25 protein-coding genes are annotated in these 26,604 nt (G+C 37.6%); all 25 read left to right on the forward strand.

Annotated features, from left to right (window positions below):
* Positions 1-7 precede the first annotated feature (7 nt).
* Positions 8-1,312, forward strand: coding sequence for an FADH(2)-oxidizing methylenetetrahydrofolate--tRNA-(uracil(54)-C(5))-methyltransferase TrmFO (gene trmFO, locus JFU18_RS23940; protein ID WP_002014534.1), 1,305 nt, complete (start codon positions 8-10; stop codon positions 1,310-1,312).
* Positions 1,313-1,383: 71 nt separating this feature from the next.
* Positions 1,384-2,283, forward strand: coding sequence for a tyrosine recombinase XerC (gene xerC / locus JFU18_RS23945; protein WP_078175468.1), 900 nt, complete (start codon positions 1,384-1,386; stop codon positions 2,281-2,283).
* Between the two features lie 42 nt (positions 2,284-2,325).
* Positions 2,326-2,868: an ATP-dependent protease proteolytic subunit HslV gene (gene hslV / locus JFU18_RS23950; protein ID WP_002014538.1), complete on the forward strand. Its 543-nt coding sequence runs from the start codon at positions 2,326-2,328 to the stop codon at positions 2,866-2,868.
* A gap of 23 nt (positions 2,869-2,891) precedes the next feature.
* Positions 2,892-4,283: an ATP-dependent protease ATPase subunit HslU gene (gene hslU / locus JFU18_RS23955; RefSeq protein ID WP_002014539.1), complete on the forward strand. Its 1,392-nt coding sequence runs from the start codon at positions 2,892-2,894 to the stop codon at positions 4,281-4,283.
* 77 nt (positions 4,284-4,360) lie between these two features.
* Positions 4,361-5,140: a GTP-sensing pleiotropic transcriptional regulator CodY gene (codY, locus tag JFU18_RS23960; RefSeq protein ID WP_002014541.1), complete on the forward strand. Its 780-nt coding sequence runs from the start codon at positions 4,361-4,363 to the stop codon at positions 5,138-5,140.
* A gap of 355 nt (positions 5,141-5,495) precedes the next feature.
* Positions 5,496-6,197 carry a 30S ribosomal protein S2 gene (gene rpsB, locus JFU18_RS23965; RefSeq protein WP_002088178.1) on the forward strand — a complete coding sequence of 234 codons (702 nt, stop codon included), beginning with the start codon at positions 5,496-5,498 and terminating at the stop codon, positions 6,195-6,197.
* Between the two features lie 124 nt (positions 6,198-6,321).
* Entirely contained in the window at positions 6,322-7,209 is an 888-nt protein-coding gene (gene tsf, locus JFU18_RS23970; RefSeq protein ID WP_002088177.1) for a translation elongation factor Ts, read from the forward strand.
* 66 nt (positions 7,210-7,275) lie between these two features.
* Positions 7,276-7,998, forward strand: a complete 723-nt coding sequence (gene pyrH / locus JFU18_RS23975) for a UMP kinase (protein ID WP_002014544.1) — start codon at positions 7,276-7,278, stop codon at positions 7,996-7,998.
* Between the two features lie 3 nt (positions 7,999-8,001).
* The gene (gene frr, locus JFU18_RS23980; RefSeq protein ID WP_000531506.1) at positions 8,002-8,559 is read left to right on the forward strand and encodes a ribosome recycling factor; all 558 of its coding nucleotides are present in this window, start codon (positions 8,002-8,004) and stop codon (positions 8,557-8,559) included.
* Between the two features lie 85 nt (positions 8,560-8,644).
* A complete protein-coding gene (locus JFU18_RS23985; RefSeq protein WP_002014545.1) occupies positions 8,645-9,421 on the forward strand; it encodes an undecaprenyl pyrophosphate synthase in 777 nt (258 codons plus the stop codon).
* 17 nt (positions 9,422-9,438) lie between these two features.
* On the forward strand, positions 9,439-10,230 hold the full coding sequence (cdsA, locus tag JFU18_RS23990) for a phosphatidate cytidylyltransferase (protein ID WP_002088171.1): 792 nt from the start codon (positions 9,439-9,441) through the stop codon (positions 10,228-10,230).
* A gap of 23 nt (positions 10,231-10,253) precedes the next feature.
* Positions 10,254-11,396, forward strand: coding sequence for a 1-deoxy-D-xylulose-5-phosphate reductoisomerase (gene dxr / locus JFU18_RS23995; protein ID WP_002014547.1), 1,143 nt, complete (start codon positions 10,254-10,256; stop codon positions 11,394-11,396).
* A 17-nt stretch (positions 11,397-11,413) separates the two neighbouring features.
* Complete coding sequence (gene rseP / locus JFU18_RS24000; RefSeq protein WP_002088169.1) at positions 11,414-12,670, forward strand: RIP metalloprotease RseP; 1,257 nt, start codon at positions 11,414-11,416, stop codon at positions 12,668-12,670.
* A 109-nt stretch (positions 12,671-12,779) separates the two neighbouring features.
* Positions 12,780-14,480: a proline--tRNA ligase gene (locus JFU18_RS24005; protein WP_002128803.1), complete on the forward strand. Its 1,701-nt coding sequence runs from the start codon at positions 12,780-12,782 to the stop codon at positions 14,478-14,480.
* A 124-nt stretch (positions 14,481-14,604) separates the two neighbouring features.
* Positions 14,605-18,906 carry a PolC-type DNA polymerase III gene (locus JFU18_RS24010; protein ID WP_201034253.1) on the forward strand — a complete coding sequence of 1,434 codons (4,302 nt, stop codon included), beginning with the start codon at positions 14,605-14,607 and terminating at the stop codon, positions 18,904-18,906.
* Between the two features lie 333 nt (positions 18,907-19,239).
* Positions 19,240-19,710, forward strand: coding sequence for a ribosome maturation factor RimP (gene rimP / locus JFU18_RS24015; protein WP_002088165.1), 471 nt, complete (start codon positions 19,240-19,242; stop codon positions 19,708-19,710).
* Between the two features lie 17 nt (positions 19,711-19,727).
* Positions 19,728-20,834: a transcription termination factor NusA gene (gene nusA / locus JFU18_RS24020; RefSeq protein WP_002014554.1), complete on the forward strand. Its 1,107-nt coding sequence runs from the start codon at positions 19,728-19,730 to the stop codon at positions 20,832-20,834.
* Positions 20,835-20,845: 11 nt separating this feature from the next.
* Positions 20,846-21,118 carry an RNase P modulator RnpM gene (rnpM, locus tag JFU18_RS24025; protein WP_002088161.1) on the forward strand — a complete coding sequence of 91 codons (273 nt, stop codon included), beginning with the start codon at positions 20,846-20,848 and terminating at the stop codon, positions 21,116-21,118.
* Positions 21,119-21,430: a YlxQ family RNA-binding protein gene (locus JFU18_RS24030; protein WP_002033679.1), complete on the forward strand. Its 312-nt coding sequence runs from the start codon at positions 21,119-21,121 to the stop codon at positions 21,428-21,430.
* A 4-nt stretch (positions 21,431-21,434) separates the two neighbouring features.
* Positions 21,435-23,501: a translation initiation factor IF-2 gene (infB, locus tag JFU18_RS24035; protein WP_002014558.1), complete on the forward strand. Its 2,067-nt coding sequence runs from the start codon at positions 21,435-21,437 to the stop codon at positions 23,499-23,501.
* On the forward strand, positions 23,498-23,779 hold the full coding sequence (locus JFU18_RS24040) for a DUF503 domain-containing protein (protein ID WP_002088157.1): 282 nt from the start codon (positions 23,498-23,500) through the stop codon (positions 23,777-23,779). The genes infB and JFU18_RS24040 overlap by 4 nt, the downstream gene beginning before the upstream one ends.
* Before the next feature lie 15 nt (positions 23,780-23,794).
* Positions 23,795-24,151, forward strand: a complete 357-nt coding sequence (rbfA, locus tag JFU18_RS24045; RefSeq protein WP_000776437.1) for a 30S ribosome-binding factor RbfA — start codon at positions 23,795-23,797, stop codon at positions 24,149-24,151.
* Positions 24,152-24,241: 90 nt separating this feature from the next.
* Positions 24,242-25,165 carry a tRNA pseudouridine(55) synthase TruB gene (gene truB, locus JFU18_RS24050; RefSeq protein WP_002033681.1) on the forward strand — a complete coding sequence of 308 codons (924 nt, stop codon included), beginning with the start codon at positions 24,242-24,244 and terminating at the stop codon, positions 25,163-25,165.
* Between the two features lie 43 nt (positions 25,166-25,208).
* Positions 25,209-26,180: a bifunctional riboflavin kinase/FAD synthetase gene (ribF, locus tag JFU18_RS24055; protein ID WP_002128800.1), complete on the forward strand. Its 972-nt coding sequence runs from the start codon at positions 25,209-25,211 to the stop codon at positions 26,178-26,180.
* Between the two features lie 100 nt (positions 26,181-26,280).
* On the forward strand, positions 26,281-26,550 hold the full coding sequence (rpsO, locus tag JFU18_RS24060; protein WP_001229392.1) for a 30S ribosomal protein S15: 270 nt from the start codon (positions 26,281-26,283) through the stop codon (positions 26,548-26,550).
* Positions 26,551-26,604: the final 54 nt, after the last annotated feature.

Consider the following 26,604-nt stretch of genomic DNA (forward strand, 5'->3'; position numbering starts at 1 on the left):
GATATATATGACAACACAAGTAGTAAACGTCATTGGCGCAGGTCTTGCAGGAAGCGAAGCAGCTTACCAAATTGCAAAGCGTGGTGTCCAAGTGAAATTATATGAAATGAGACCAGTAAGGCAAACACCAGCTCATCATACAGATAAATTTGCTGAATTAGTATGTAGTAACTCACTTCGCGCAAACACATTGACAAATGCTGTTGGTGTTATTAAAGAAGAAATGCGTCTAATGGATTCTGTCATTATTCGTGCAGCTGATGAGTGCTCTGTACCAGCAGGAGGTGCTTTAGCTGTAGACCGTCATGAATTCGCGGCGAAAGTGACTGAATATGTGAAAAATCATCCGAACGTAACTGTAATGAATGAGGAAATCACTGAAATTCCAGAGGGACCAACTGTTATCGCGACAGGTCCACTTACGTCTCCGGATCTTTCTGCACAATTAAAAAAACTAACAGGTGAAGATTATTTTTATTTCTATGATGCTGCAGCGCCAATCGTTGAGAAAGACAGCATTGACATGAATAAAGTATATTTAAAATCCCGTTATGATAAAGGTGAAGCGGCATATTTAAACTGTCCAATGACAGAAGAAGAGTTTGATCGTTTTTATGAGGCTTTAATTGCTGCTGAGACAGTGCCTTTAAAAGAATTTGAAAAAGAAATTTTCTTTGAAGGTTGTATGCCAGTAGAAGTTATGGCAAGTAGAGGAAGACAGACGTTAGTATTTGGACCGATGAAGCCTGTTGGGTTAGAAGATCCGAAAACAGGGAAAACACCGTATGCGGTTGTTCAGTTACGTCAAGATGATGCAGCAGGAACATTATATAATATTGTAGGTTTCCAAACACATTTAAAGTGGGGGCCACAAAAAGAAGTGTTACAGCTAATTCCAGGACTAGAAAACGCAGAGATTGTACGTTATGGTGTAATGCATCGTAATACGTTTATTAATTCGCCTAATTTACTTCGTCCAACATATCAATATAAACAACGTGATGATTTATTCTTCGCTGGTCAAATGACTGGTGTAGAGGGTTATGTTGAATCAGCAGCATCAGGATTATTAGCGGGTATTAACGCTGCTCGACTTGTAAAAGGTGAAGAGCCAGTTGTATTACCACCTGTAACTGCAATGGGAAGTATGGCAAATTATATTACTGCGACAAATGCGAAAAACTTCCAGCCAATGAATGCAAACTTCGGTTTATTTACACCGTTAGAGAAGAAAATTAAAAAGAAACAAGAGCGAAATGAAGCATATGCTACACGCGCTTTGGAAACAATTCAAAATTTTGTAAATATTTAATTAAATTTCTTGCAAAGGCTACTAAGTTGTGATACGATTTAGTAGCCTTTATTGAGGTGAATTATATGGATGTGAATGTGAAGAAATTGTTACAATTATTCGTTGGATATTTACAAATTGAAAGAAATTATTCAAAATATACAATTGCAAGTTATCAAAATGATTTAGAACATTTTGTGCAATTTATGGAGCGAGAAGGCATATCCTCTTTTTTAGATGTTACATACGCGGATGTTCGTTTATACTTGACGACGTTGCACGATCAGAAGTTAGCCCGTAAATCTGTCGCAAGGAAAGTATCAAGCTTACGAAGTTTATATCGTTTTTTGATGCGTGAAGGTTATCAAAAAGATAATCCGTTTGCACTTGCGTCACTTCCCAAGAAAGAATTGTCAATCCCAAAGTTTTTATATGCTGAAGAGTTAGAGGAATTGTTTGAAGTTTCTGATACAGGGGCACCATTAGGTCAAAGGAATCAAGCTTTATTAGAGTTGATGTATGCAACTGGGATTCGTGTAAGCGAATGCGTTAATTTGCAACTTACCGACATTGACTTTGCAGTGGGAACAATTTTAGTGATGGGAAAAGGGAAAAAACAAAGATATATTCCGTTCGGAAGCTATGCACAAGATGCTTTAATTACTTATATAGAGAACGGGAGAAAACAGTTAGCTCAAAAGACTGAAGAACAATCTCATATGGTATTTTTAAATGCGAAAGGTAAGCCGTTAACAGATCAGGGTGTACGTTATGTTTTGAACGAACTCATTAAGAAAGCTTCACTTACAATGCGGATAAGTCCCCATATGTTAAGGCATACATTTGCTACACATATGTTGGATGAAGGAGCGGATTTACGTACTGTGCAGGAGCTATTAGGTCATGAGAATTTGTCAACCACACAAATTTATACGCATGTCTCTAAAGAAAGATTGCGTTCTGTGTACATGAAGCATCACCCGCGGGCATAAATTGCTTTTAAGGCTATAAAAACATATAAAGGAGTTTTTTCTATGGGAAATTTCCACGCTACAACGATATTTGCAGTTCATCATAATGGAGAATGTGCAATGGCTGGAGATGGTCAGGTAACGATGGGGAATGCTGTTGTAATGAAACATACAGCTCGCAAAGTTCGCAAACTTTTCCAAGGGAAAGTTTTAGCTGGTTTTGCAGGATCAGTTGCTGATGCATTTACTCTTTTTGAAATGTTTGAAGGGAAATTAGAAGAGTATAATGGCAACTTGCAGCGTGCTGCAGTTGAGATGGCGAAACAATGGCGTGGTGATAAAATGCTACGTCAGCTAGAAGCAATGCTCATTGTCATGGATAAAACAACGATGCTCCTTGTTTCAGGTACAGGAGAAGTGATTGAACCAGATGATGGTATTTTAGCAATTGGTTCAGGCGGACATTATGCACTTGCTGCTGGTCGTGCTTTAAAGCAACATGCAAGTGAACATTTAACAGCGAAACAAATTGCGAAGGCCAGTTTAGAAATTGCAGGCGATATTTGTGTTTATACGAACCACAACATAATTGTTGAAGAATTGTAGAATCCGTAAGGGAGGCATTTTATATGCATTTACATTTTACTCCGCGTCAAATTGTGGAAAAATTAGACCAATACATCATCGGTCAAAAAGATGCAAAGAAAGCGGTTGCTGTAGCTCTACGAAATCGATACCGTCGCAGTAAATTAGTTGAAAATTTACGTGATGAAATTGCACCTAAAAACATTTTAATGATTGGACCGACAGGTGTTGGTAAAACAGAGGTAGCACGGCGAATGGCGAAACTCGTTGGAGCACCTTTTATTAAGGTTGAAGCGACGAAATTTACAGAAGTTGGATATGTGGGTCGAGATGTAGAGTCGATGGTCCGTGACCTTGTTGAAACATCCGTTCGCATTGTGAAAGAGGAAATGGTAGTTAAAGTTCAAGATAAAGCAGAAGAGCAAGCGAATCAACGTCTTGTTGAAATTTTAGTGCCGAGTCCGGAGAAGCAATCTGGATTTAAAAATCCATTAGAAATGCTTTTTGGTGGTAATCAAAATTCAAACCAAACATCTGATGCACAGGAAGATGATGAAATCGAAAAGAAACGTCAAGATGTGGAAAGAAAGCTTGCGGCAGGCCTTCTTGAAGATGAAGTGATATCGATCGAAGTGACGGAACAACAGTCTTCTATGTTTGATATGTTGCAAGGAACTGGCATGGAGCAAATGGGAATGAATTTCCAAGATGCACTAGGAAGTATCATGCCGAAAAAAACGAAAAAACGTAAACTTTCTGTAAAAGAAGCAAGAAAACTCTTGACAAATGAAGAGGCACAGCGCTTAATTGATATGGATGAAGTTACACAAGAGGCTGTTTATCGTGCTGAACAGCTCGGGATTATTTTTATCGATGAAATTGACAAAATTGCTGGTAAGCAGTCGAATAGCGTAGATGTATCGCGTGAAGGTGTGCAACGTGACATTTTACCGATTGTAGAAGGATCGAATGTAGCAACGAAATACGGATCAGTAAAAACGGATTATATTTTATTTGTTGCAGCTGGAGCGTTCCATATGTCTAAACCGTCGGATTTAATTCCGGAATTGCAAGGGAGATTTCCGATTCGAGTAGAATTAACAAAATTATCGGCGGATGATTTTGTTAAAATATTAATCGAGCCTGACAATGCGCTAATTAAACAGTACACGGCGTTATTAGCGACTGAAGGTATAGAAATTGAATTTTCAGACGAAGCTATTCGTAAGATTGCTGAGATTGCTTATCAAGTTAATCAGGATACAGATAATATTGGAGCGAGAAGACTTCATACTGTTATGGAGAAGCTCCTTGAAGATTTATCGTTTGAGGCATCTGAAATTACGTTAGAGAAAATAACGATAACACCTCAATATGTTGAGGAAAAATTAGCGACAATAGCTAAAAATAAAGATGTGAGCCAGTTTATTTTGTAATAGTGTCATCAGGTGACTCGCCCTAGTTTCCAAGTGATGAAAAAATATGTAAGTAACATGTAGGAGGAAATTTTGAAATGGAATTATTAGCAAAAACGAGAAAATTAAATGCGTTATTACAGAGCGCAGCAGGAAAGCCTGTAAACTTTAGAGAGATGTCTGACACAATGTGTGAAGTAATTGAAGCGAACGTGTTCGTTGTAAGTCGTCGCGGTAAATTATTAGGATATGCGATTCACCAACAAATCGAAAACGAACGTATGAAGCACATGCTTGCAGAGCGTCAATTCCCAGAAGAGTATACGCAAAGTTTATTCAATGTTACAGAAACATCTTCAAATTTAGGTGTGGATAGTGACTACACAGCATTCCCAGTAGAAAATAGAGAATTATTCGGTCAAGGTTTAACTACAATCGTACCAATCGTTGGTGGCGGTGAGCGTCTAGGTACACTAGTATTAGCTCGTCTTGGTCAAGAGTTCTTAGACGATGATTTAATTCTTGCTGAATACAGCTCAACTGTTGTAGGTATGGAAATCTTACGTGAAAAAGCAGAAGAAATCGAAGAGGAAGCACGTAGTAAAGCTGTTGTTCAAATGGCGATTAGCTCATTATCTTACAGTGAGTTAGAAGCAATCGAGCATATCTTCGAAGAATTAAATGGAACAGAAGGTTTACTTGTTGCAAGTAAAATTGCTGATCGCGTAGGAATTACTCGTTCGGTAATCGTAAATGCACTACGTAAATTAGAAAGTGCTGGTGTTATTGAGTCTCGCTCTTTAGGTATGAAAGGAACATACATTAAAGTGCTAAACGACAAGTTTCTACAGGAACTTGCTAAATTAAAAACAAACTAATTTATAAAAAAAACTCTCCTCAAGCGAGGAGAGTTTTTTGTTTTTTTAAGTGAATGATTTTGCTTACGTAAGGCGTCATGACAACATTCATTAGAAAACTATTAATTAACCTTCAATTCCTTGCTTAAAGGAATTGAAGGTTGGTAATACTAGGATTTGAGCGTGAAAAAAAGAAAGTTTTACATTGTTCGCATTTTCGACTTGATTGTAATATTTCAGTATGATATAGTAAGCAGTGGTGTCAGTACAAAGTACACACGTTTACTGATTTAAGTGTTGGTGCTACGTTCGTAGTTTCGCTTAGAGATGAAGTAAACGGAGGATATCAAAAAAACCATTTAGGAGGAACTAAATTATGTCAGTAATTTCTATGAAACAATTGCTTGAAGCTGGTGTTCATTTCGGACATCAAACTCGTCGTTGGAACCCAAAAATGAAGCGTTACATCTTCACAGAGCGTAACGGTATCTACATCATCGACTTACAAAAAACTGTGAAAAAAGTTGAGGAAGCTTACAGAACGATGCGTGACATCGCTGCTGAAGGTGGAGACATTTTATTCGTAGGTACTAAAAAACAAGCACAAGAAGCTATTAAAGAAGAAGCAACTCGTGCTGGTATGTACTTCGTTAACCAACGTTGGTTAGGTGGAACTTTAACAAACTTCCAAACAATCCAAAAGCGTATCAAGCGTCTTAAAGATATCGAAAGAATGCAAGAAGATGGTACTTTCGAAGTACTTCCTAAGAAAGAAGTTGTTCAACTTAAAAAAGAGTTAGAGCGTCTTGAGAAATTCTTAGGCGGTATTAAAGATATGAAAGGTCTTCCAAGTGCATTATTCATAGTAGACCCTCGTAAAGAGCGTATTGCAGTTGCTGAAGCACGCAAATTACACATTCCAATCATCGGTATCGTTGATACAAACTGTGATCCGGACGAAATCGATCACGTTATTCCAGCAAACGATGATGCAATTCGTGCTGTAAAACTTCTTACATCTAAAATGGCAGACGCGATCCTTGAAACAAAACAAGGTGAAGAAACTGTTACTGCGTAACAAATTTGGAAAGGTGATAAGGGGTTCGGCCTTTTATCACCTTTTTTAAGGTATAAACACCTTTATAAAAGGTATAAACACCTTTATAAAAGGTATAAATACATATTTTAGGAGGATGAAAAATATGGCAATCACTGCACAAATGGTAAAAGAACTTCGCGAAAAAACTGGCGCAGGTATGATGGACTGCAAAAAAGCTTTAACAGAAACTAACGGCGACATGGAGAAAGCAATTGACTTCTTACGTGAAAAAGGTATTGCGAAAGCTGCTAAAAAAGCAGACCGCATCGCTGCTGAAGGTTTAACTTTCATCGAAACAAACGGTAACGAAGGTTTAATCTTAGAATTAAACTCTGAGACTGATTTCGTTGCGAAAAACGAAGGTTTCCAAGCGTTAATTAAAGAATTAGCTGCTCACTTATTAGCTAACAAACCTGCTAACGTTGAAGAAGCTATGGCTCAAACAATCGAAGGCGGCAAAACAGTAGAAGAGCACATCAACGAAGCAATCGCTAAAATTGGTGAAAAACTTACACTTCGTCGTTTCGAAATCGTATCAAAAACTGATGCTGATGCATTCGGCGCTTACCTACACATGGGTGGACGTATTGGTGTATTAACAGTTCTTGAAGGTTCTACTGACGAAGCAGCTGCTAAAGATGTAGCAATGCACATCGCAGCAGTTAACCCTAAATACATCGACCGCGATGCTGTAACAGCTGAAGAAGTTGAGCATGAGCGTCAAGTATTAACACAACAAGCTTTAAACGAAGGCAAGCCTGAAAAAATCGTTGCGAAAATGGTAGAAGGCCGTCTTGGCAAATTCTTTGAAGAGATTTGCTTACTTGACCAAACATTCGTTAAGAATCCTGACATGAAAGTTCGTCAATTCGTTGAGTCTAAAGGCGGAACATTAAAAGGATTCGTTCGCTACGCTGTTGGTGAAGGTATCGAAAAACGCGAAGACAACTTTGCTGAAGAAGTAATGAACCAAGTAAAAGGTAACAACTAATACAGATTAGGGAACACATTGTGTTCCCTTTTTTAAAATAAAGATGTAAGCAATTGGAGGTTCATTATGAGTAAACCGAAATATAATCGTGTCGTTTTAAAGCTGAGCGGAGAAGCTTTAGCTGGCGAGCAAGGATTTGGAATTAACCCAGCTGTTATTAAGTCAGTTGCGGAACAAGTGAAAGAAATTGCAGAACTTGATGTAGAGGTTGCTGTTGTTGTTGGTGGCGGTAACATTTGGCGTGGGAAAATTGGAAGCGAAATGGGCATGGATCGTGCAGGAGCAGATTACATGGGCATGTTAGCAACAGTTATGAATTCATTAGCTCTTCAAGATAGCTTAGAGAATATTGGAATTCAAACTCGCGTACAAACTTCAATTGAGATGCGTCAAGTGGCAGAGCCTTACATTCGTCGTAAAGCAATTCGTCACTTAGAGAAAAAACGTGTTGTTATCTTTGCTGCAGGTACAGGTAACCCATACTTCTCTACAGATACAACAGCAGCATTACGTGCAGCTGAAATCGAAGCGGACGTTATTTTAATGGCGAAAAATAATGTGGATGGCGTATATAGTGCAGATCCATCTATTGACCCAACAGCTACGAAATACGAAACACTTACTTACTTAGATGTATTAAAAGCAGGTTTAGGTGTAATGGATTCTACAGCTTCTTCTTTATGTATGGATAATGATATTTCATTAATTGTATTCTCGGTTATGGAAAAAGGTAACATTAAACGTGCCGTTTTAGGCGAAAATATTGGAACAGTTGTAAGGGGGAAATAAATTATGGGACAACAAGTATTGAAGTCTTCAAATGAAAAAATGGAAAAAGCAGTTGCTGCTTATTCTCGTGAATTAGCAACAGTTCGCGCTGGTCGTGCAAGCTCGTCTGTATTAGATAAGGTACAAGTTGATTACTATGGTGCACCAACACCAGTTGTGCAATTAGCGAACATTACAGTTCCAGAAGCACGTTTGCTTGTAATTCAACCTTATGATAAAACTTCTATCGGTGATATTGAAAAAGCAATTTTAAAAGCAGATTTAGGCTTAAACCCTTCTAATGATGGAACTGTAATTCGTATTGCATTCCCTGCATTAACAGAAGAGCGTCGTCGCGATCTTGTAAAAGTTGTGAAGAAATATGCTGAGGAAGCAAAAGTTGCTGTTCGTAACGTACGTCGTGACAGTAATGATGACCTTAAGAAGCTTGAAAAAGCTGGCGACATTACAGAAGATGATTTAAGAGGATATACTGAAGATATCCAAAAAGAAACAGATAAATATATTGCAAAAGTTGACGAAATAGCAAAAAACAAAGAAAAAGAAATTATGGAAGTGTAATAGCGATAATTTCGCAAATATGACCCTCTTCTTAAGGGGGTCTTTTTACACTTTTAGGCATACGTCTGCTTGTTGGAGGGTATGAATGATGTTTAAAAAGTTTCCTTTTTTTAAAAGTAAAAAGGTCACATCGTTTGATCATCTCATTGAAAAAGTGAAAAAAGGATATATCCCAGAACATATTGCTATTATTATGGATGGTAATGGAAGATGGGCAAAGAGAAGAGCCATGCCTCGCATTGCTGGTCATCATGAAGGTATGCAAGTTGTGAAGAAAATCACAAAATTTGCAAGTAAGCTTGATGTGAAAGTATTAACTCTTTATGCTTTTTCGACTGAGAACTGGAAAAGACCGAAAAAAGAAGTTGATTATTTGATGAAGCTTCCAGAAGAATTTTTAGGTGCATTTTTACCAGAGTTGATTGAAGAAAACGTACAAGTCCGAGTAATAGGGCAAAAAGATCGTCTTCCTACGCATACGCGCAGAGCGATGGAAAAAGCCATGGAAGATACGAAAGAGAATACGGGATTAATTCTTAATTTCGCGTTAAACTATGGAAGTCGAGATGAAATCGTTTCTGCTGTGCAACATATGATGAAAGATAGTGAGGAAGGAAAAATTCGTTCGGAAGAAATAAGTGAAGAAAAGATTTCTTCTTACTTAATGACGAGTTCTTTACCTGATCCAGAGTTGTTAATCCGTACAAGCGGAGAGCTACGTATTAGTAATTTCATGTTATGGCAAATTGCTTATTCGGAATTTTGGTTTACAGATGTGTATTGGCCAGATTTTACCGAGGAACATTTGCTAAATGCGATTACAGACTTTCAACATAGAGGGCGCAGATTCGGAGGCGTGTAGAAAGAGAGGGTTTGGTAGTGAAACAGAGAATTATTACTGGAGTGATTGCTGCCGCGCTATTCATTCCCATCGTAATTTACGGTGGCGTGCCTTTTACAGTTTTAGTGTATGCACTTGCTTCTATAGGTTTATATGAATTAATTCGTATGAACAAGCTTACGCTTATTTCGGTACCAACAGTTTTAGCTGCAGTATTATTGTGGATTATTTTAATTCCGAGTAGTGCATCAGAACTGTTTACGTGGATTGGGTTAGGTAAATTAGAAATCACATTTGTGATTGTTTTATTACTTTTATCATATACAGTCCTTTCTAAGAATACATTTACTTTTGACAATGCTTCATTTTTACTTATGGCAACGACATATGTTGGAATGGGATTCTTATATTTAAATGAAACGAGAATATTAGGAATCAAATATGTGTTCTGTGCACTATTTGTCATATGGGCAACTGATTCAGGTGCATATTTCATAGGAAAAGCATTTGGAAAAAGAAAATTATGGCCAGAAATTAGTCCGAATAAAACGATTGAAGGTTCATTAGGCGGTATTGTTTGTGGAATTGTTGTTGCACTTGTTTACAATATGTTCTTCCCAGTTGAAGCGAATGTAGGAGTTTTAATCGTTCTGACGATTATCATTTCTATTTTTGGACAAATTGGTGATTTAGTGCAATCTGCATTTAAACGCCATTATGGTGTAAAGGATTCAGGTACAATTTTACCTGGACATGGTGGTATTTTAGATCGAACAGATAGTTGGTTATTTGTGTTACCAATTCTATACTTCTTATTACAATACAATTAATAAATGAACGAGGGGTTGGAGTCATGAAAAACATTAGTTTACTAGGTGCAAGCGGATCAATCGGTACACAAACATTAGATGTGTTACGCTCGCACCCAGACCAATTCCGTCTCGTTGCTTTTTCTGTAGGGAAAAATGTTGATTATGCAGTAAAGGTAATTCAAGAATTTTCCCCGCAAATTGTCTCTGTGCAAAGAGAGGAAGATGTTTTAAAATTACAAGCTGTTTCTGGTAATACAAAAGTAGTATATGGTAGCGAAGGCTTATTAGAAGTAGCGCTGCACCCAGATACAGAAATTGTAGTGAATGCTGTTGTAGGTAGCGTAGGGTTGTTACCGACACTCCGCGCAATTGAGGCGAAAAAAACAATTGGAATTGCAAATAAAGAAACGTTAGTAACTGCAGGGCATCTTGTAATGGAAGCAGCACGAAAACATAATGTATCGTTACTTCCAGTAGACAGTGAACATTCAGCTATTTTTCAATGCTTGAATGGTGAAAATGAAAAAAGAATCTCTCGCTTAATTATAACTGCTTCAGGCGGAAGTTTTCGTGATAAAACGAGAGATGAATTGCATCAAGTGACCGTAGAAGATGCACTTCGTCATCCAAACTGGTCAATGGGTTCGAAAATTACAATTGATTCTGCTACAATGATGAATAAGGGGCTAGAAGTAATTGAAGCACACTGGCTTTTTGGTATCCCTTATGAGCAAATCGATGTTGTTCTACATAAAGAAAGTATTATTCATTCTATGGTTGAATTTGAAGATCGTAGTGTAATGGCACAGCTTGGCTCACCTGATATGCGAGTACCGATTCAATACGCGCTTACATATCCTGATAGATTGCCTCTTTCAGACACGAAACAGTTAAATTTATGGGAAATGGGAACATTGCATTTTGAGAAAATGAATCAAGAGCGTTTCCGTTGTCTACGTTTTGCGTATGAAGCTGGAAAGACAGGTGGAAGTATGCCGGCTGTAATGAACGCGGCAAATGAAGTAGCTGTTGAAGCTTTTTTACAAAAGAGAATTGGTTTCTTAACAGTGGAAGACCTCATTGAAAAAGCAATGCACCATCACACTGTCATTGCACGTCCGAGCTTAGAGGAAATTCAGGAAATTGACGCAGCCACAAGACGGTTTGTGATGGAACAAATTTAGCAAAGGTGGTTATGGAATTGAATACAGCGATTGCCTTTATATTAATTTTCGGTGCACTCGTATTTTTCCATGAGCTAGGGCATCTATATTTCGCAAAAAGAGCAGGTATTTTGTGCCGCGAGTTTGCGATTGGTTTTGGTCCGAAAATATTCTCATTTGAAAAGAATGAAACGGTGTATACGATTCGATTACTGCCCCTTGGTGGCTATGTAAGAATGGCTGGCGAGGATGCGGACACAGTTGAGTTAAAACCTGGAAAAAAGGTTGGACTTGTATTAAATGAAAAAGACGAAGTTGTGAAATTAGTTTTTGACGGACATGAAAAATATCCAAATGTTCGTGTCATTGAAGTCGAACAAGCTGATTTAGAGCATAATCTTACAATTTTGGGTTATGAAGAGTACGAGGAAGAGCTGCAAACATTCCGAGTAAATGAAAAAGCTCGTATCATTTCTGCGGGAGAAGAAATTCAAATCGCTCCGTACAATAGACAATTTGGCTCTAAAAAATTGGGCCAACGTGCTCTAACAATTTTTGCAGGTCCTGCAATGAACTTTATTCTAGCATTTGTTATTTTTGTGATTCTTGGATTTGTACAAGGAGTTCCTGTTGACAAACCAATGGTCGGAAAAGTAATGGAGAATAGTGCTGCAGAACAGGCTGGATTAAAAGAAAACGATACAATTCAAGCAATCAATGGGAAGAACACTAGTACATGGAAAGATGTTGTAACGATTGTACGTGAAAACCCAAATAAAGAAATTACGTTACATGTAAAGCGTGATAGTGAGCAATTTAATGTGAAAGTAACACCAACGCTTGATAAAGAAGGAAAAGACGAAGTTGGTAGAATTGGTGTTTATTCTCCTGTAGAGAAAACAGTGATGGGTTCTATTAAATCAGGGTTTGAACAAACATACGAATGGACGAAACTAATTTTTGATTCTCTTGTGAAATTAGTAACGGGTCAATTTTCTATTAATGAGTTGTCAGGTCCAGTAGGAATTTATAATCTAACAGATCAAGTTGTAGATTATGGATTTACGCGTGTACTAAGTTTAGCGGCAGTTTTAAGTATTAACCTTGGTTTATTTAATTTATTACCAGTCCCAGCTTTAGACGGTGGACGTTTGTTCTTCTTCTTAATTGAAGCATTACGAGGAAAACCAATTGATCGTCAAAAAGAAGGAATGGTTCACTTTATTGGGTTTGCATTATTAATGTTGCTTATGTTAGTTGTAACATGGAATGACATCCGTAAGTTTTTCTTGTAAAATAAGAAGAAGTTTATAATGAAATAGAGCTCATAGAATAAAATCCCTCACCTAACTCGAGGTGAGGGGTTTTATTGCGTGTAAGAGTAAAATGAAGAGGTGCGAATAAATGAAACAAAGTATGGTATTCAGTCCTACATTACGTGAAGTTCCAGCAGATGCTGAAATTAAGAGTCATCAATTATTACTTCGCGCAGGGTTTATGCGTCAAAATGCTTCTGGTATTTATAGTTTTCTACCATTTGGTTTAAAAGTGTTACACAAAGTAGAACGTATTGTTCGTGAAGAAATGGAGCGCGCAGGGGCAGTAGAACTATTAATGCCAGCTATGCAAGCTTCTGAATTATGGCAAGAATCAGGTCGTTGGTATTCTTACGGATCAGAATTAATGCGTATGAAAGATCGTAATGCTCGCGAGTTTGCGCTAGGGGCAACTCATGAGGAAGTAATTACAGATCTTGTACGTGATGAAATTAAATCATACAAAAAACTACCATTAACATTATATCAAATTCAAACAAAATTCCGTGATGAGCAAAGACCACGTTTCGGTTTATTACGCGGAAGAGAATTTTTAATGAAAGATGCGTATTCTTTCCATGCAACACAAGAAAGTTTGGATGAAGTATATAGCGGTTTATACAAAGCGTATTCTAATATCTTTGCTCGTTGTGGTTTGAATTTCCGTGCAGTTATCGCTGATTCTGGAGCAATGGGTGGAAAAGATACACACGAATTTATGGTGTTATCTGATGTAGGTGAAGATACAATTGCGTATTCTGATACATCTGATTATGCGGCAAATATTGAAATGGCTCCTGTTGTTGCTACGTATACGAAGAGTGATGAAGCCGAAAAAGCACTTGAAAAAGTAGCAACTCCAGATCAAAAAGCTATTGAAGAAGTATCTGCATTCTTAAATATCGCAGCGGAAAAATGCATTAAATCTATGGTGTTTAAAGTAGATGCGAAATTAGTAGTAGTACTTGTTCGTGGCGATCATGAAGTCAATGATGTAAAAGTGAAGAATGTATACGGAGCTTCAGTCGTTGAGCTTGCTTCACATGAAGAAATAAAAGAGTTATTAAACTGTGAAGTGGGTTCTTTAGGGCCGATTGGTGTTACAGGGGATATCGAAATTATCGCTGACCATGCTGTAGCATCAATTGTCAACGGATGTTCAGGAGCGAACGAAGAAGGGTTCCATTATGTAAATGTAAATCCAGAACGTGACTTTAAAGTAAGTCAATATACAGATTTACGCTTCATCCAAGAAGGAGACCAATCTCCAGATGGAAATGGAACAATTCTTTTCGCACGTGGAATTGAAGTTGGTCATGTATTCAAATTAGGAACTCGTTATAGTGAAGCAATGAACGCAACGTTCCTAGATGAAAACGGAAAAACAAAACCACTTATTATGGGTTGTTACGGTATCGGTGTATCTCGTACAGTGGCAGCAATTGCAGAGCAGTTTAATGATGAGAATGGTTTAGTTTGGCCAAAATCTGTTGCGCCGTTCCATGTGCATGTAATTCCAGTAAATATGAAATCTGATGCACAACGTGAAATGGGTGGAAATATCTATAACTCATTACAAGAGCAAGGATACGAAGTATTACTAGATGATCGTGCAGAACGTGCAGGTGTTAAATTTGCAGATGCAGATTTATTCGGCCTTCCAGTTCGCGTGACAGTTGGTAAAAAAGCAGACGAAGGTATTGTAGAAGTGAAAGTACGTGCTACAGGCGAGTCTGAAGAAGTGAAAGTAGAAGAACTTCAAACATATATTGCTAATATTTTAAAATAAGAAGAGGTACCTCGTAATGAGGTACCTTCTCTTTCTTTGTAAACGTATTTTGTAAAAGAAGAAGGAAGAAATCTTTCTTTGTAGTACGTTTCAATTTATAATAGCAAATGGAAGGAGAGTGCTTATGTCATTAACAAATGAACAACAAGAGCGATTTCAAATTTTGCTCCAACAGTTGCAAATACCAGAAGACCTTATAAATCAATATTTACATGGCGGTGGTATTGAAAAGCTAGTTATTGATAAAGCGAATAAAAGTTGGCATTTTGACTTACAAGTGCCACGTATTTTGCCGACAGAATTATATGAGTTGCTAGAAACAAAGCTTAAGCAATCATTTTCTCATATTGCAAGAACAACATTTGCATTAGAAGCAGAGAATAAACAATTTACAGAAGAAGAAGTGAAGGCATATTGGCCGCTTTGTACAGAACGAATTACATTTTCACCTATGTTCGCGTACTTAAAGAAGCAACTTCCGCAGGTCAATGGCGTGAAGTTGCTATTAAATGTGAATAATGAGCTGGAATCTACTACTTTAAAGAAAAACGTTGCGAAACCAGTAGGTGATCAATACGAAGCTTTTGGATTCCCGCGTTTTCAGTTAGACACACATATAAAGCAAAATGCAGAAGAAATGCAAAAGTTTCGTGAGCAAACAGAGGAAGAAGATCGTCAACGAGTTATACAGGCTATGGAAGAGATGGCTAAAAGGCAAGCTGAAGAAAGTGATGTTGTTCACGAAGGACCAGTTGTGCTTGGTTATCTTATTAAGCCAGATGAAGAGATTACGCCGCTGCGTGAAATTCAAGATGAAGAAAGAAGAAAAACCGTTCAAGGGTATGTTTTCCATGTAGAGACGAAAGAACTTCGTAGTGGACGTACATTATTAACTTTAAAGATAACTGACTATACGGACTCTATTATGATTAAGATGTTCTCACGTGATAAAGAAGATATCCCGATGTTACAATCCTTGAAAAAAGGAACTTGGGTAAAAGCGCGTGGTTCAGTTCAAAATGATACATTCGTGCGTGATTTAGTTATGATCGCAAATGATATAAATGAAATAACGGGACCTTCTCGTAAAGATAAAGCAAAAGAAGGGGAAAAAAGAGTAGAACTTCATCTTCATACTCCAATGAGCCAAATGGATGCTGTTACTTCTGTTTCTAAGCTCGTTGCCCAAGCCGGAAAATGGGGGCATGAGGCTATTGCAGTTACAGACCATGCTGTTGCACAGTCGTTCCCAGAAGCATATTCTGCTGGTAAAAAGGCTGGAGTTAAAGTTCTATATGGTGTAGAAGCAAATTTAGTTAATGATGGTGTGCCGATAGCATATAACGAAGCACATCGTCTACTTGCAGAAGAAACATATGTTGTCTTTGACGTTGAGACAACAGGGTTATCTGCTGTATATGATACAGTCATTGAGTTAGCTGCTGTAAAGATAAAAGGTGGAGAAATTATTGATCGCTTTGAATCTTTCGCAAATCCTCATCAGCCATTATCGGCGACGATTATTGAATTAACAGGTATTACAGATGATATGTTAACTGATGCACCAGAAGTGGACGAAGTGTTTAAAAAGTTTGAGGAATGGATGGGTGACCATACACTTGTTGCTCATAACGCAAGCTTCGATATGGGCTTTATTAACGTAGGTTTTAAAAAGGCTGGGATAGAAAAAACGAAAAATCCAGTTATTGATACGTTAGAACTTGCACGGTTCTTATTCCCAGAAATGAAAAATCATCGATTAAATACGATGTGTAAAAAGCTTGATATTGAATTAACGCAACATCACCGTGCGATTTATGATACAGAAGCAACGGGATATTTACTTGTGAAGATGTTAAAAGATGTGATTGAAAAGGGATTTGAATATCACGATCAACTAAACGATAGTATGGGACAAGGGGATGCGTATAAACGTGGGCGTCCAAGTCATATGACGTTACTTGCCACATCAGATGTTGGGTTGAAAAACTTATATAAACTTGTTTCATATTCTCACTTGAATTACTTTTATCGTGTACCACGTGTACCACGATCACTATTAAAAAAATATCGCGAAGGCATTTTAGTAGGGACAGCTTGTGACAAAGGTGAAGTGTTTGAAGCTATGATGCAAAAAGCGCCTGAAGAAGTAGAAGAAATTGCACAGTTTTACGATTACATTGAGGTTATGCCTCCAGAAGTGTTACGTCATTTAGTGGAACGTGAACTCGTTCGAGATGAAGGACAGTTAAAAACAATAATTTCTAACTTAGTAAAACTAGGTGAGACGTTAGATAAGCCAGTTGTTGCTACTGGGAATGTGCATTATTTAGATCCAGAGGACGCGATATATCGGAAAATTTTAGTCAGTTCGCAGGGAGGAGCTAATCCGTTAAATCGCCATTCATTACCGCCTGTACATTTCCGTACAACAAATGAAATGCTAGATTGTTTTTCATTCTTAGGTGAAGACAAAGCAAAAGAAATTGTTGTGACAAATACACACAAGATCGCGTCATTAATTGGTGATGTTCGTCCAGTAAAAGATGATTTATACACACCGAAAATTGAAGGTGCTGATGATGAAACACGTGATATGAGCTATATAATGGCAAGAAGTATCTATGGAGATGAACTACCGGAAATTGTAGAAGCTCGTTTGGAAAAAGAATTGAAAAGTATTATTGGACATGGATTCGCCGTTATTTATTTAATTTCACATAAGCTTGTGAAAAAATCGTTAGTGGACGGTTATCTAGTAGGTTCGCGTGGATCGGTAGGTTCATCATTTGTTGCAACGATGATGGAAATTACAGAAGTAAACCCATTACCACCGCACTATGTATGTCCAAAGTGTAAACAATCAGAGTTCTTTAATGACGGTTCTGTAGGTTCTGGTTTTGATTTACCAGATAAAGAATGCCCAACATGTAATGTTCCATATGTGAAAGATGGGCATGACATTCCTTTCGAAACGTTCCTTGGATTTAAAGGGGATAAGGTACCGGATATCGATTTGAATTTCTCCGGAGAATACCAACCACGCGCCCATAACTATACGAAATTACTGTTCGGTGAAGATTATGTATACCGCGCAGGAACAATTGGTACGGTTGCGGAAAAAACCGCTTATGGGTATGTGAAAGGTTATGCTAATGATCATAACTTAACAATTCGAAATGCAGAGATTGATCGCTTAGTTGCGGGATGTACAGGTGTAAAGCGTACGACCGGACAGCATCCAGGTGGTATTATCGTTGTACCAGATTACATGGATATTTTTGACTTTTCACCAATTCAGTTTCCGGCTGATTCAATAGGTGCTGAGTGGAGAACAACGCACTTTGACTTCCACTCAATTCATGATAATTTATTGAAACTTGATATATTAGGACACGATGATCCGACTGTTATTCGTATGCTTCAAGATTTAAGTGGTATTGACCCGAAAACAATCCCAACGGATGATCCAGAAGTAATGAAAATTTTCTCTGGTCCAGAGTCTTTAGGGGTAACGGAAGAACAAATTAACTGTAAAACAGGTACACTTGGTATACCAGAGTTTGGTACGAAATTCGTAAGACAAATGTTAGAAGAAACGAAACCAACGACGTTTTCAGAGCTTGTCCAAATTTCTGGACTGTCCCATGGTACAGATGTATGGTTAGGTAATGCGAATGAATTAATTTATAACGGTACGTGTACACTGAGTGAAGTTATCGGTTGTCGTGATGACATCATGGTATATTTAATTTATCAAGGCTTGGATCCATCATTAGCCTTCAAAATCATGGAGTCGGTGCGTAAAGGTAAAGGTGTACCAGAAGAATGGGAAGAGGAAATGAGAAATAACAATGTACCAGGTTGGTATATTGATTCATGTAAGAAGATTAAGTACATGTTCCCTAAAGCCCATGCGGCTGCTTACGTACTTATGGCTGTACGTATTGCATACTTTAAAGTACATTTCGCACTTTTATTCTATGCGGCATATTTTACAGTTCGTGCAGATGACTTTGATGTAGAGGCGATGGCGAAAGGTTCAGCATCCATACGTGTAAAAATTGATGAAATTGCACAAAAAGGATTGGATGCAGCACCGAAAGAGAAGAGTTTATTAACGGTACTAGAAATGACACTTGAAATGTGTGAGCGTGGTTATTCATTCCAAAAGGTTGATTTATACCGCTCGCATGCAACCGAATTTATAATTGATGGGGATACTTTAATTCCTCCATTTAATGCAGTTCCCGGTCTTGGTACAAACGCAGCTTTCAGTATTGTTGAAGCTCGTAAAAATGGTGATTTCTTATCAAAAGAAGACTTACAGCAGCGCAGTAAGGTTTCTAAAACGATTATTGAGTATTTAGATGGTCAAGGTTGTCTAGGAGATTTACCGGATCAAAACCAATTGTCACTGTTCTAATAGGTAGGAAAAATCTTTGCAAATCAACATTTGCTATGGTATACTATAAACCGAGATAACCATGTCATGTATATTTTGTGAAAAAGAGAGTGGGGAAACCCACTCTTTCGTGTTACTATCTACATTTTGCTTATGTAGATAGTAAAGATATTTCTGTCGTATATACATATTTTGTTACAAGTTTTACTTCTTAAATTTGGTAATACTAAGACAGATATTCCCTGCTTAACGGCAGGGGCTTTTGTTAGCTAACGAGAAAGAATAAGATAGACCGTCTTTATGAACGGGATCTTTTCTTGTAAATGGTACATGGCGGCAGGAAGGAGGCTGTTTATGGATAAGAAAGTCACAGAAATTGTAGAAGCATTTGCGCAGCCAATCGTTGAAGAGTTAAATCTTGAACTTGTAGATGTAGAGTATGTGCAAGAAGGACAAGACTGGTTCTTACGCGTATTCATCGATTCTGAAAAGGGAGTCGAAATTGAAGAATGCGGTGCGGTAAGTGAACGTTTAAGCGAAGCTTTAGATAAAGAGGATCCAATTCCTCATCTTTACTTTTTGGATGTATCATCTCCTGGAGCGGAACGTCCATTAAAGAAAGAGAAAGACTTCCAGCAAGCGGTAGGAAAACAAGTGGCAATTAAAACATATAAGCCGATTGATGGTGAGAAGATGTTTGAAGGAAAGCTACTTTCCTACGACGGTAATACAATTACACTACTATTAACAATTAAAACACGTAAAAAAGAAATCCAAATTCCAATGGATAAAGTTGCAAATGCGCGACTTGCTGTTACGTTTTAGTAAGAAGGGGGATCTTCATGAGCACTGAGTTGTTAGATGCTTTGCTCGTATTAGAGTCAGAAAAAGGTATTAGCAAAGATATTATTATTGATGCGATTGAAGCAGCATTAATCTCTGCTTATAAACGCAATTTTAACCAAGCACAAAACGTTCGTGTGAGCTTTAACCCAGAAGTGGGAACAATTCAAGTTTTAGCACGTAAGGACGTTGTAGATAATGTGTTTGATCCACGTCTTGAAATCTCTGTAGAAGAGGCAAGACAAATTAATCCAAACTACCAAGATGGTGACGTACTAGAAATTGAAGTAACGCCAAAAGATTTTGGTCGTATTGCAGCGCAAACTGCAAAACAAGTTGTAACACAACGAGTTCGTGAGGCGGAACGTGGTGTAATTTATTCAGAATTTAGTGATCGTGAAGAAGACATTATGGTTGGTATTGTACAGCGCCAAGATGCTCGTTTCATCTATGTAAGCTTAGGTAAAGTAGAAGCTTTATTACCTGTAAGTGAGCAAATGCCAAATGAGCAATATAAACCACATGATCGTATTCGCGTATTTATTACAAAAGTAGAAAAGACAACAAAAGGACCACAAATTTACGTATCACGTACACATCCTGGTCTTTTAAAACGTTTATTCGAAATGGAAGTTCCAGAAATTTATGATGGAACTGTAGAAATTCGCTCTGTAGCACGTGAAGCAGGCGACCGTTCTAAAATTTCTGTATATGCAGAGAATATCGATGTTGATCCAGTAGGTTCTTGTGTAGGACCGAAAGGACAACGTGTACAACGCGTTGTAGATGAACTAAAAGGTGAAAAGATTGACATCGTTCGCTGGTCGAATGACCCAGTTGAATATGTTGCAAATGCTTTAAGTCCATCACAGGTTGTTAAAGTACTTGTAGATGAAGCAGAGAAAGCAACAACTGTTGTTGTTCCAGACCACCAGCTTTCATTAGCGATTGGTAAGCGTGGACAAAATGCGCGTCTTGCAGCTAAATTAACAGGCTGGAAAATTGATATTAAAAGTGAGTCTGATGCGAAACAACTTGGTATTGTGACAGAAGAAGATAGCGTAATCGCATTCGGATTCGATTCAGCTGAAGACGAAATCGAATAGAGGTGATGAGTATGAGCAATCGAAAAGTTCCGTTACGAAAATGTATTGCGACGCAAGAGATGAAATCAAAACGAGAGCTAGTTCGCATTGTTCGTTCCAAAGAGGGCGAAGTGTCTATTGATTTATCAGGAAAAAAATCAGGACGAGGTGCATATTTATCAAAAGATAAAGAAAGCATTATTCAAGCCCAAAAGAAAAACATTTTGGAACATCATCTAAAAGCGAAAATCGACAGTTCTCTGTACGAAGAGCTTCTTGAGCTTGTTGAGAAGGAGTCGAAATAAGTGTCTGATTGGAAATCATTTTTAGGACTAGCAAACCGCGCTCGAAAACTTATTTCGGGTGAAGAACTCGTTTTAAAAGAAGTACGAAGTGGCAAAGCAAAGCTAGTATTGCTTTCTGAAGATGCGTCAGCGAACACTACAAAACGTATCATTGATAAAACCACGTACTACAACATACCAATGAGAAAAGTCGAAAATCGACAACAATTAGGGCATGCGATTGGGAGAGACGAGCGAGTCGTTGTAGCTGTTTTAGATGAAGGCTTTGCGAAAAAGCTACGTAGCATGCTCGATACAAATTACCGGGGGTGAAGGTATGAGTAAAATTCGAGTACATGAATATGCAAAAAAAAATAATATCTCAAGTAAAGATCTTATGACAAAACTAAAAGAGATGAATATCGAGGTTTCGAATCATATGACAATGTTAGAAGATGAAGTAGTAAACAAATTAGATAATCAATATAGCGCTGGAGCGGAAAAACCTTCTGTTGCAGATGAGTTTGAAGTAGAAGAGAAAGTTGTTCGCAGTAAAAAGAACAGCAATAAGAATAAGAAAAAAGGCAAAGCAAATGAAGATAAACGTCAAGATAACTTTGCTGGAAGACAACAAACACCAATAGTAGAAACACCAGATAAAATCACTTTCTCTGGAAGCCTTACAGTAGGTGACCTTGCTAAAAAGTTAAGCAAAGAGCCATCTGAAATTATTAAAAAGCTCTTCATGCTAGGAATTATGGCGACAATTAACCAAGACTTAGATAAAGATACAATTGAGTTAATTGCTACTGATTACGGTATTGAAGTAGAAGAAGAAGTAGTTGTAAGTGAAACTGAATTTGAAACATTCATCGATGAGCAAGATGATGAAGAAAACTTAAAAGAACGTCCAGCTGTTGTTACAATTATGGGACACGTTGACCATGGTAAAACAACATTGCTTGACTCTATCCGTAATTCAAAAGTAACTGCTGGCGAAGCTGGTGGAATTACTCAGCATATCGGTGCATACCAAGTTGATGTAAATGATAAGAAAATTACGTTCTTAGATACACCAGGTCACGCGGCATTTACAACAATGCGTGCTCGTGGTGCACAAGTAACAGATATTACAATTCTTGTTGTTGCAGCTGATGACGGTGTTATGCCACAAACAGTTGAAGCGATTAGCCATGCGAAAGCAGCTGGAGTACCAATTATTGTTGCTGTGAATAAAATGGATAAACCAGCGGCAAATCCTGATCGTGTAATGCAAGAATTAACAGAATATGAATTAGTTCCAGAAGCTTGGGGCGGAGACACGATTTTCGTACCAATTTCTGCGATTCAAGGCGAGGGAATTGACAACTTACTAGAAATGATCCTTCTTGTGAGTGAAGTAGAAGAATATAAAGCAAATCCAAATCGCTATGCAGCTGGTACTGTAATTGAAGCACAGCTTGATAAAGGTAAAGGAACTATCGCGACATTACTTGTTCAAAACGGTACACTTCGAGTTGGAGATCCAATTGTTGTTGGAACATCATTCGGTCGTGTTCGTGCAATGGTAAGTGATATTGGTCGTCGTGTAAAAGTTGCTGGTCCATCAACTCCTGTTGAAATTACAGGTTTAAATGAAGTGCCACAAGCGGGAGATCGTTTCATGGCATTCGCTGATGAGAAGAAAGCTCGTCAAATTGGTGAATCACGTGCACAAGAAGCGTTAGTTGCACAACGTGGTGAGAAATCTAAATTCAGCCTGGAAGATTTATTCCAACAAATCCAAGAGGGCGATGTAAAAGAAATTAACTTAATTGTGAAAGCAGACGTACAAGGTTCTGTAGAAGCAATGGCAGCATCACTTCGTAAAATTGATGTTGAAGGCGTAAAAGTAAAAATTATCCATACAGGCGTAGGTGCGATTACAGAATCTGATATTATTTTAGCTTCTGCATCTAATGCAATTGTAATTGGATTTAACGTACGCCCTGATGTGAATGCGAAGCGTACAGCTGAATTAGAGAAAGTTGATGTTCGTTTACACCGTATTATCTATAAAGTAATCGAAGAAATTGAATCAGCAATGCAAGGTATGCTGGATCCAGAATTCGAAGAAAAAGTAATCGGTCAAGCGGAAGTTCGTCAAACATTCAAAGTAACAAAAGTTGGAACAATCGCAGGTTGTTACGTAATAGACGGTAAAATTACACGTGATAGTGGCGTTCGTATTATCCGTGATGGCGTAGTAGTCTTCGAAGGAAAACTTGATACGTTAAAACGTTTCAAAGACGACGTAAAAGAAGTTGCACAAAACTATGAGTGTGGTATTACAATTGAGAGATATAATGATCTTAAAGAAGGGGACATCATTGAAGCATACGTTATGGAAGAAGTGAAGCGATGATTATCGCTTCACTCTCATTCGAGTGTATGATTTACGATGTGCATTCTTTAAAAGAGAAACGAGCAATTTTGCAACGTGTGTTAACTCGTGTGAAACAGCGCTATAATGTAGCTGTTTCTGAAGTTGGGCATCAAGATGTATGGCAACGTACAGAAATTGCAATTGTTTCCGTATCCTCAAATCGTGTTGTCTGTGAAAAAGAAATGAATCGTGTACTTGAGTATATCGATTCATTTCCTGAAATTGAACGTACGATAACACATTTGGAATGGTATTGAATGAGGTGAAGAGTTATGAAATTACGTGCGAACCGTGTGGGCGAGCAAATGAAAAAAGAATTAGGCGACATTATCAGTCGTAAAATTAAAGACCCACGTATTGGATTTGTTACAGTAACAGATGTACAAGTGAGTGGAGATTTACAAATTGCTAAAGTATACATTTCTGTTTTAGGTGACGAAGAACAGAAAGAAAATACATTAAAAGGTTTAGCGAAGGCAAAAGGCTTTATTCGTTCAGAAATTGGCCAACGTATTCGTCTTCGTAAAACACCAGAAATTACCTTTGAGTTTGATGAGTCTATCGGATATGGTCATCGAATTGATACACTTTTACATGAAATTAATAAAGACGGTAAACGTGAAGAATAATGGATAGACATTTGTCTATCCATTTTTTCAATGTAAAATAAGTTTTGCATAATTGCAATTACTACAAAAGAATAATGATGAGGTGAGTATATGGAAGGTGTAGTATTATTACATAAGCCAAAGGGAATGACATCACATGATTGTGTGTTCAAATTAAGAAAGATATTGCGTGAGAAACGAATTGGTCATACAGGGACACTGGATCCAGATGTAACAGGAGTATTACCTATTTGCGTTGGGCGTGCAACAAAAATTGCGCAATTTTTAACAAGTGAAACAAAAACATACGAAGGTGAAGTGACATTAGGATTTTCGACAACAACAGAAGATGCTTCTGGTGAAGTTGTGGAGAAACAAGATGTAAATCGTGTCATTACACGTAAAGAAGTAGAAGAGGTACTAGCGGAATTAACAGGGACAATTGAACAAATGCCGCCGATGTTCTCAGCTGTAAAAGTTAACGGGAAAAAACTATACGAATATGCAAGGGCAGGACAAGAAGTTGAACGTCCAGTTCGTACAATTACAATTCATGAATTTGTATTACTTGATGAACGTGAAGTTTTTGAAGGGGAAAATATTTCATTTCGTTTCCGTGTAACGTGTAGTAAAGGAACATATGTAAGAACACTAGCAGTAATGATAGGTGAAAAACTTGGATTTCCATCACATATGTCTCACCTTGTAAGAACAGCATCTGGTGAATTTTTACTAGAAGATTGCATATCATTTGAAGAAATTGAAGAAAACGTGCAAAATGGAACAGTAGAGTCTATTTTCATCTCAATTGATGAGGCGCTAAGTAAGTTTCCAAAAATGGTTGTAGATGAAAAGCAAGCTGAAAAAATAAAGAACGGTATGTTCTTAAAGAATGAATTAGAAACAACAGCACCATTTATTACAGTATTTGATAAAAATGATCGTTGCTTAGCAATTTATGAACATCACCCAAAACACCCTGGAATGCTAAAGCCAATGAAAGTACTTGTGAATAATCAAGAACTAAAGCTATAATGAATTATTGGAAGGATTATTACAGAAAAAGGTGAATTCAAGCGTGAAACTTATTCATTTAACTCATCCACATGAACAAAATAAAATAGAATTACCACCTACTGTAATGGCATTAGGATATTTTGATGGCATTCATTTAGGACATCAACGTGTGATTCGAACAGCGAAAAAAATAGCGGATGAAAGAGGATGTAAAAGTGCTGTCATGACGTTCCATCCACACCCATCTGTTGTATTAGGAAAAAAAGAAGCGCATGTGGAGTATATTACACCGATGCGCCTTAAAGAAGAAATCATCGCAAGTTTAGGAATTGATATCTTATATGTGGTGAAATTCGATGAGCCATTTGCTGGATTATTACCACAGCAGTTTGTCGATGAGTATATTATTGGTTTAAATGTAAAGCATGTAGTAGCAGGCTTTGATTATTCATATGGACGTTTAGGAAAAGGGAAGATGGAGACTTTACCATTTCATGCAAGAGGGGAGTTTACACAGACCGTGATCGAAAAAGTTGAATATCAAGAAGAAAAAGTAAGTTCTACTTCATTACGAAAGTTAATTCGAAACGGTGAAATGGAACAAATTCCATCTATTTTAGGGAGAGCTTACACGGTAGAAGGAACAGTTGTACACGGTGATAAGCGTGGACGTCAAATTGGTTTCCCAACTGCAAATGTGGGTTTAAGTGATGAATATTTGTTGCCACCTGTAGGTGTATATGCGGTAAGGTTGAAGGTTCATGATGAATGGCATGATGGTGTATGTAATATCGGATATAAACCAACTTTCAAAGAGAATGAGCGTCAATTATCTATTGAAGTGCATCTATTTGAATTTAATAAAGACATATACGATCAAAGTGTTACAGTGGAATGGCACATGCGTATAAGAGAAGAAAAAAAGTTTAATGGAATTGATGAGTTAGTTGCGCAAATCGCTCAAGATAAAAAGGTTGCCCAAGAATATTTTGCGAGCGTAAAGAATATACTTGCTTTTTCAAATGAAAAGTAGTATTCTATGTTATGTACTTTATGACAACCATTACTTGGCATTGCGACTCACCGATGCTTGCTAGGTAACTGGGGGTTTAATTATTAGGAGGTGAAATAGGATGGCTTTAACACAAGAGCGTAAAAATGAAATCATTGCACAATTTAGAACTCATGAGACTGATACTGGTTCTCCAGAGGTTCAAATTGCTGTCCTAACGGAGCAAATTAACACTCTAAACGAGCACTTACGTACTCACAAGAAGGATCATCATTCACGTCGTGGTCTATTAAAGATGGTTGGTAAACGTCGTAACTTACTTACTTACCTTCGTAATAGCGATATCACACGTTACCGTGAATTAATCACAAAGCTTGGCTTACGTCGATAGTCAAAGAAGCGGGAATATTCCCGCTTTTTTGTTAGGTAAAAATATATCTTCTAC

This window comes from Bacillus sp. TH22 (assembly GCF_016651015.1).
Classification (GTDB): Bacteria; Bacillota; Bacilli; order Bacillales; family Bacillaceae_G; genus Bacillus_A; species Bacillus_A mycoides.